Genomic DNA, 8,136 nt, shown 5'->3' on the forward strand with positions numbered 1-8,136 from the left:
CCGCATCCCGAACCTCTCGTCAAAATGGAAAAGGCTCCCTGAGGAGCCTTTTCCGAGCTGGATTGCCGATATGTCAGATGACAGAGTTAGTGAAAAAAGCCTGTACGGAAACAAACGTGTTTTTCATTAACTTTGTCATTGATGTAGTCCTTATTTGCCATGGAAACTGAAAAAATCCGGTATTCGTGCCATTGTAAGTGAAAACTTCCGGTGGCTTGAAAGCACCCAATCATTGGCGAAGTATACCGTTCGCTAACCGGACGTTCCAAGGCGGTAGCCCATCGCTCGGTATCCCCGCTGCCGCTTTTCCCACATCCTTAACAAGGCTGGATGGCCAGCATCTACAAAGTCGAAGATTCGTACGTCACTCTTTGTTGCATGCTCACGATGCAAACGTCCGGCGTACTGCTGCAAGGTACCTTTCCAAGAAACAGGCATCGCCAGCACCAGTGTATCCAGAGGGGGATGATCGAATCCCTCTCCCACCAGCTTACCGGTAGCCAGCAATATCCGTGGTGCTTCTGGCGGCAAAGCGGCAAGGTCTTCTGCCAAAACCGCGCGCTGCTTCTTGGACAGTCGACCATGAAGGACAAATGGCGGCGGCACTTTTCCCGCCAATGCTTCCAATATTGAGTCTAGGTGATCGGTTCGTTCCGTCAGAACCAGTACTTTTCGGCCTCGTTTAAATGCATCCTCAATATCCTGGGCAATGGCAGCAGTACGAACTTGGTCGTGAGCAAGATGCCGAAACACTTCCTGAATACCAACATCTGGTGAAATATCGATGGGTTTCAGAAGTGTTCTAGCAACAACTTCCAAATCATGAGGAGCACCGTCGGGCTTAGCAGCCATATGACGGATTGGCCCGCATTGCATGAAGATGATGGGCTGTTGCCCATCTCGGCGAATCGGAGTGGCCGTAAGACCAAGAACGTATTTGGCCTTAACCCGCTTTAGCAGGGCGTCAAACGATACGGCGCCTATATGGTGGCACTCATCGATAATCACTTGGCCATAGTTTTCAACGACAGGGCTGACCTCGCCCTGTCGGGACAAGGACTGCATCACGGCGATATCGATTTTCCCTGTTGGCTTTGCTTTGCCACCACCGATGGTTCCCAGTTCGCCCTTGCTCACGCCCAGAAATGTCTGGAGACGCTCCTGCCATTGTTTTAGTAGCTCAGTACGGTGAACGAGGATCAGCGTGTTGACCTTCCGTCTTGCGATGATGGCCGCAGCAGTCACGGTCTTGCCAAATGCTGTCGGGGCACATAAAACACCTGCATCATGATGCAGCATGGCTGCCACCGCAGCCTCTTGATCAATACGAAGCGTTCCGGCAAAAGCCACATCGATTGGGTTGCCGGCAAATCTCTCATCCCGTAGTTCGCATCGAACGCCATTCTCGCGAAGGAGCGCCAGCATCGCATCCTGGCAACCGCGCGGTAACGCAATATGGTTAGGATAGTTTTCAGCAGAGCCAATCACGCGCGGCTTGTCCCAAACGGGCAAGCGCATGGCTTGAGCCTTATAAAACTCTGGATTCTGGAATGCCGCCAGACGAATCAAGCGATTCGCCAACGACTGCGGCAATTGGGTCTTTTCCAAATAGATGAGATTAGCGACTGTCACCGTGAGCGAGTCAGGCATAGGACCAGCCAACTTCTTGGCGGCCTGCAAAGAACGCTTCCACGGCTCGCTGTTGTCCTCTTCGTCAATAAAGGTCACATCCAGCGGATGGACGCCGCCAGTGGCTCGCAGGATGGTAGGCTCAATGTCATTCGGCGCCATCGGCTGTATGGAGGCCAGGAATGGTCGCCCTTGACGGTATCGAGCGGCACATCATCGACATTGAAGGGTGGATTGGCAAGGACGTAATCAAATTTTTCGAAACTGCCAAAGGGGTCTTCGTTATACGAAATGCACTTCTTGATCTCGCCACGTAAGCCATTTACGGCAAGGTTCATCTTGGCAAGCTTGACTGTGGCTAGGGTTTTTTCCTGGCCATAGACGAACACATCGGCTTTGCTGGCCGCATCGGCCCGATGCTGGTCAATGAACTGGGCGGATTGCACGAACATACCGCCCGATCCACAAGCTGGGTCGAACACCGTGCCCCCGTGCGGCTCAATGATCTCGACCATCAGGCGCACAACTGAGCGCGGCGTAAAAAACTCGCCACCGCCCTGGCCTTCAGCTAACGCGAAGTTGCCAAGGAAGTATTCATAAATTTGGCCAAGGATGTCACCGCTGGCATCCAACGGAATATTGGCAAAATTGCGGAGCAGCTTCTTGAGCGTGGGTGAGTCGAGGCGTGCGTAATCGTCTTTGGGAAGTACATCGGCCAACTCGGGCTTGTATTCCTCGATGGCCGTCATTGCATTCTTGATGGCCTTCGCTACGTTCTTACTTTCAGGTAGATTCAGCAGATCGTCGTAGCGGGCGTGATCGGGCAGGTAGAAACCACACTTTTCGATGGCAATCTCGGAGATTGGCTTCTCGCGCCGCGTGCCCTTAAGTTTGTTGAACTCAGCAAGGATCTCGTCTTCGGCAAGCTTGTATTTGTTGTCGGCAAACTTCAGGAAGATCAGGCCGAGTACCGGTGTGGAGTACTCGTTCGACTTGAGGTCGGAATTCGCACGCAGCGTGTCTGCAGAACGCCAGAGATCAGCTTCGAGGCGCTTGAGTTGTTCTTTGTTCATAGGAGTTGCCTTGTTGCACCTTCCGTAAATTCATTGCCGACGCGGATGTTAGCCCCATAAATAGAAAAAGGCCCAGATGGGCCTCTCTCCTGTCAGATTTTTTCACTTTCTGTGTCAGTAGTTTTTCACTAACTTGGCACAGTTTTCACTTTCTCTGTCATCCGACACGATAGTCAAATATCGACCCTGGCGCTCAAGGCATTGGTTTCGATAAACGCCCGGCGCGGCTCGACATCCTCACCCATCAAGGTCGTAAAGATTTCGTCGGCGGCGATGGCGTCGTCGATCTGCACGCGCAGCAAACGGCGGGCCTTCGGGTCCATTGTCGTTTCCCACAACTGGTCGGGGTTCATTTCACCCAAACCTTTGTAGCGCTGTTTGCTGATGCCACGCTCGACTTCGTTGAGCAGCCATTTCATGGCATCGCCGAAGTTGGTCACGACCTGCTTCTTCTCGCCCCGCGACATCACGGCACCGTCGCCGAACATGTCGGCCAGCGTTTCAGCGGTACGGCGCAGCTGCATGAAGTCGCCGGAAAGCAGCATATCTTCATCGATCAGACCGACCTTGAGGTTGCCGTGGTGCATGCGTTCGACGCGCAATGTCCAGCGTTCCTGGATATTGTCGTACTTCGGCACCATGCGGGTACCGGCCGGAATGAAGAAGGCAATTAACTCGGCACTGGCCCGCGCTTTTTCTTCGCTGGACAGGTCGACCGTCAGATTGTGGCGAACGATGGACTGCAGCACGTCCGGATTGATCAGGTGGGACAGGCGATCGATGACCGCTTCGGTGGCTAGCCAGGAACGGGCCAGACCTTCGAGGGCCGGACCGGTGATGCCATCGGCCCCAACGCGCGGGGTCAAAACAGCTTCGTCAAGCGCCAGGTTGAGGAGGAACTGGTTGTATTCGAGGTCGTCCTTCAGATAGCGCTCAGTCTTGCCATGCTTGACCTTGTAGAGCGGCGGCTGGGCAATATAAACGTAGCCACGGTCGATCAGCTCAGGCATCTGGCGATAGAGCAGCGTCAGAAGTAGCGTGCGGATGTGCGCACCGTCGACGTCGGCGTCGGTCATGATGATGATGCGGTGGTAACGCAGTTTTTCGACGTTGAAATCATCCTTGCCGATGCCGGTACCGAGGGCGGTGATCAGGGTGACGATCTGTTCCGACGAAATCAGTTTGTCAAAACGGGCTTTCTCGACGTTGAGCACCTTGCCGCGCAGCGGCAGGATGGCCTGGAACTTCCGGTCGCGGCCCTGCTTGGCGGAGCCGCCGGCGGAGTCGCCCTCGACGATGTAGATTTCACACAGCGCCGGGTCTTTTTCCTGGCAGTCGGCCAGCTTGCCGGGCAGACCGACGCCGTCGAGAACGCCCTTGCGCCGCGTCATTTCGCGGGCGCGACGGGCGGCCTCGCGAGCCCGCGAGGCTTCAACGATCTTGCCGCAGATCATCTTGGCATCAACCGGACGCTCCAGTAGGAAATCAGCGAGCTTCTGGGCGACAACTTCTTCAACCGCGGCACGGGCTTCGGATGAAACCAGTTTCATCTTCGTCTGCGAGGCGAACTTCGGGTCGGGCATCTTGACCGACAGCACGCAGGCCAGGCCTTCGCGCATGTCATCACCAGCGATGTCGACTTTGGCCTTCTTGGCGATCTCGTTTTCGTCGATGTACTTGTTGATGACCCGCGTCATCGCGGCGCGCAGGCCGGTCAGGTGGGTACCGCCGTCCGACTGCGGAATGTTGTTGGTGAAACAGAGCACTTGTTCCTGGTAGGAGTCGTTCCACTGCATCGCCACTTCGACACCGATGGTGATGCCGGTATCGTGCGCCCCTTGGGCAACCTTGGCGTCACCCGCCGAGTAGAAGATGTTCGGATGCAGCACCGACTTCGTCCGGTTGATGTATTCGACGAAGCTCTGCACCCCACCGGCGAAGGCAAAAAGCTCTTCCTTGCCGGCACGCTGGTCGACCAGCTTGATGCTGACACCGTTGTTCAGGAAGGACAGCTCGCGCAGGCGCTTGGCAAGAATTTCGTAATGGAATTCGACATGACCGAAGATTTCCTCATCGGCCAGAAAGTGCACTTCCGTGCCACGCTTTTCGGTATCGCCAAGCACTTTGAGCGGCGAGACTTCGAAGCCATCGCGTACCTCAATGCTACGGTCGACCGGCACACCACGACAAAATTCCATGTAGTGCTTCTTGCCATCGCGGCGGATGGTCAGACGCAGGAACTTGGATAGCGCATTGACGCAGGAAACGCCAACGCCATGCAGACCGCCAGACACCTTGTAGGAATTCTGGTTGAACTTGCCGCCGGCGTGCAATTCAGTCAGGGCGATTTCGGCCGCCGAGCGCTTCGGCTCGTGCTTGTCGTCCATCTTGACGCCGGTCGGGATGCCCCGGCCGTTGTCGATGACGGAAATCGAGTTGTCGGTGTGAATGGTGACGACAATGTCATTGCAATGCCCGGCCAGCGCTTCGTCGATCGAGTTGTCGACAACTTCAAAAACCAGGTGGTGCAAACCAGTGCCGTCGGAAGTGTCGCCGATGTACATGCCCGGACGCTTGCGGACGGCCTCCAGGCCTTCGAGGATCTGGATGCTGGCTTCGCCATAGGCCGGCGATTCGGCTTGCGGGACGTTCTCTTCACTCATTGTTTTGGTTCCACGTGAAACTGCAAAAGGCCTGCCCGGCTGGACAGGCCTTCTTGGGTTGTTGCCTGATCGATCAGATACGCATCGGCATTACGACGTACTTGAAGCGGTCGTTACCGGGAACGGTAATCAGCGCGCTGGAATTGGCGTCGTTAAAACTCCACTGAATTTCTTCAGTGTGGATGTTGTTGAGCACATCGAGCAGATAACTGACGTTGAAGCCGACGTCAATGACATCGCCGGTATAGTCGACTTCGATTTCTTCGACCGCTTCTTCCTGCTCGGCATTGGCGGCGATCAATTTCAGGCTGTTTTCACCCAAAACGACGCGAACCCCACGAAATTTTTCATTGGTCAGAATGGCGGCGCGCTGCATGGCCTGCATCAGCGTCTGACGACCAACTTTCAGGTGGTTCTTCAGGGTAGCCGGAACAACGCGCTCGTAATCCGGGAACTTGCCGTCGATCAGCTTGGAAACCAGCACCACGGAACCGAAAGCGAAACGCACCTGGTTCGGCGTCAGCGTGATGTTCAACGCGTCGTCGTTATCGAGCAACAAACGGTTCAGTTCGAGCACGGTCTTGCGCGGCAGGATCATTTCCTGGCGCGGCAGATCGGTATCGATCTCGACGCTGGCGTAGGCCAGACGGTGACCATCGGTCGCCACGGCGCGCAGTTCCTTGCCTTCGACCAGCAACAGCAGACCGTTCAGGTAATAACGCACGTCCTGCGCCGCCATCGAATACTGGGTCTTGCTAATCAGTTGGCGGAAAGCCTTTTGCGAAATCGAAAACTGCTTGGTTTCGCCTTCATTGACCGTCATGCGCGGAAAATCGTCGGCCGGCAAGGTCTGCAGGCTGAACCGGCTCTTGCCGCCGCGAACGAGCAAACGCTTGTCTTCGAGAACCAGACTGACTTCGGTGGTATCCGGCAGAGAGCGCAAAATTTCCTGCAGCTTGCGGGCCCCCACTGTCACCGCACCATCGCCATCGCCGCCGGCACCTTCGGTGCTCGTGGTGATCTGGATTTCGATGTCGGTGGCCAACAAGGTCAGGCGATCACCCTTCTTTTCGAGCAAGACGTTGGACAGGATAGGCAGCGTATGACGACGCTCGACAATTCCCGATACCGACTGCAGCGGGGCCAGAAGCGTGTCTCTTTGGGTTTTGATAAGAACCATAAATAAAATTCCTAAGTAGACTATATCGGGAACAATTCTGTGAATAACTGAAAAAATACTTTTAATTTCAGATGATTGAATCAGATTTTACGGTCTGCGAAAACGGCTGAATTGCCTGTGGGTGAATTCCGGACAATTTTCCCATAAAGTGGGTAATTCCATATGATCCACAATTCATACACAGCTTTCCCACAGACTTATCGACAACCTCACCCTTTTAATACCTGCAGCAACACATGTAGGTCGTGGTTGAGTTCATTTTCCTTGAGACGCAAGGCATCGATGGTTTTCACGGCATGAATGACTGTCGTGTGATCGCGGCCGCCAAAGGCATCGCCAATTTCCGGGAAACTGTGTGAAGTCACTTCCCGACAAAGCCACATGGCGACCTGACGCGGCCGGGCAATGGCTCGGGTGCGCTTTTTCGAAAACAGTTCGGCAACCTTCATCTTGTAGTAATCGGCCACCGTCTTCTGGATGTTGTCGATGCCGACATTACGGGCCGAACCGATGACGTCCTTGAGCGCTTCCTTGGTCAGATCGAGCGCAATGGCCCGGCCATGGAAGGACGAGTAGGCCAGAACCTTTTTCAGGGCGCCTTCAAGTTCGCGCACATTGGAACGCAAATGCTTGGCGATGAAGAATGGGACCTCATCATCGAGATGAATGCCTTCTGCTTCAGCCTTCTTCTTCAGGATAGCGACGCGCATTTCCAGTTCCGGCGGCTCAATCTGGACAGTCAGGCCCCAATCGAAGCGGGTCACCAGACGGTCATCAAGACCATTGATATCCTTGGGATAGGTATCGCAGGTGATGATGATCTGCTTGCGCGCTTCGATCAGCGCGTTGAACAGGAAGAAGAACTCTTCCTGCGAACGGTTCTTGCCATTGAAGAACTGGACATCGTCGAGCAACAGCACATCAAGCGAACGATAGGTGCGCTTGAAAGTGTCGAAAGATTTTTGCTGGTAGGCACGCACAACATCCGAGTAGTAATCCTCGGCATGAACGTAGCGAACGATTTTTTCCGGGTTTTCGGCGACGATGGCGTTGCCGATGGCGTGAATCAGGTGAGTCTTGCCGAGGCCGGCGCCACCGTAGATAAACAGAGGGTTGTAGGCGCCACCAGGGTTGTTGGCCACCTGAACTGCCGCAGCACGTGCCAGGTCATTAGCCTTGCCGACCACCAGATTGTCGAAGGTAAAGGACTGAAACAGCCGGGATTTTTCGTAATTGCCGCTCTTGGCGCGTGGCTTTTCGAGCGCCGGCGCCTTCTTTTCGCTGCCAGAACCCGGCTTGGCAATTGATTTTTCGCCAGCATCGCCCCCGGCTTCAACCCGACTGGCTGTTTTTCCACTGCCTATGACCAGCGCGATGCTGACCGGGCCTGAGAAAAAACTGCGGCTGTATTCTTCAATGCGGGTCAAATAGCGGTCACGCACCCACTTCAAAATGAACGTGTTCGGCGCAATAAGGCGCAGGCCGTCGTTCAGAGCCGTGGTTTCGCCTTCGAGCCGCAAGGGCCTGATCCAGGTGTTGAATTGCTGCGCGGGCAATTCCTGCTCGAAGCGCTGCAAACAGGATTCCCAGA

The 8,136-nt window shown here is 55.0% G+C and carries 5 protein-coding genes; all 5 read right to left on the reverse strand.

Translation table 11 applies throughout. The features are described 5' to 3' along the window. Positions 1 to 252 precede the first annotated feature (252 nt). Positions 253 to 1,791, reverse strand: a complete 1,539-nt coding sequence (locus tag ADADOO_RS17050; RefSeq protein WP_511278710.1) for a DEAD/DEAH box helicase family protein — start codon at positions 1,789 to 1,791, stop codon at positions 253 to 255. Further along, positions 1,725 to 2,702, reverse strand: a complete 978-nt coding sequence (locus ADADOO_RS17055) for a class I SAM-dependent DNA methyltransferase (RefSeq protein WP_511278711.1) — start codon at positions 2,700 to 2,702, stop codon at positions 1,725 to 1,727. Before ADADOO_RS17055 ends, ADADOO_RS17050 begins: the two co-directional genes overlap by 67 nt. 173 nt (positions 2,703 to 2,875) lie before the next feature. Continuing rightward, positions 2,876 to 5,365, reverse strand: coding sequence for a DNA topoisomerase (ATP-hydrolyzing) subunit B (gene gyrB / locus ADADOO_RS17060; protein WP_511278712.1), 2,490 nt, complete (start codon positions 5,363 to 5,365; stop codon positions 2,876 to 2,878). Positions 5,366 to 5,438: 73 nt separating this feature from the next. After that, positions 5,439 to 6,545 (reverse strand): DNA polymerase III subunit beta, encoded by a 1,107-nt coding sequence (gene dnaN / locus ADADOO_RS17065; RefSeq protein WP_511278713.1) that lies wholly within the window; start codon positions 6,543 to 6,545, stop codon positions 5,439 to 5,441. A 209-nt stretch (positions 6,546 to 6,754) separates the two neighbouring features. Beyond that, a partial coding sequence (gene dnaA / locus ADADOO_RS17070) for a chromosomal replication initiator protein DnaA (protein WP_511278714.1) occupies positions 6,755 to 8,136 on the reverse strand: 1,382 nt, incomplete at its 5' end.

The organism is Azonexus sp. (assembly GCF_036170495.1).
Taxonomy (GTDB): Bacteria; Pseudomonadota; Gammaproteobacteria; order Burkholderiales; family Rhodocyclaceae; genus Azonexus.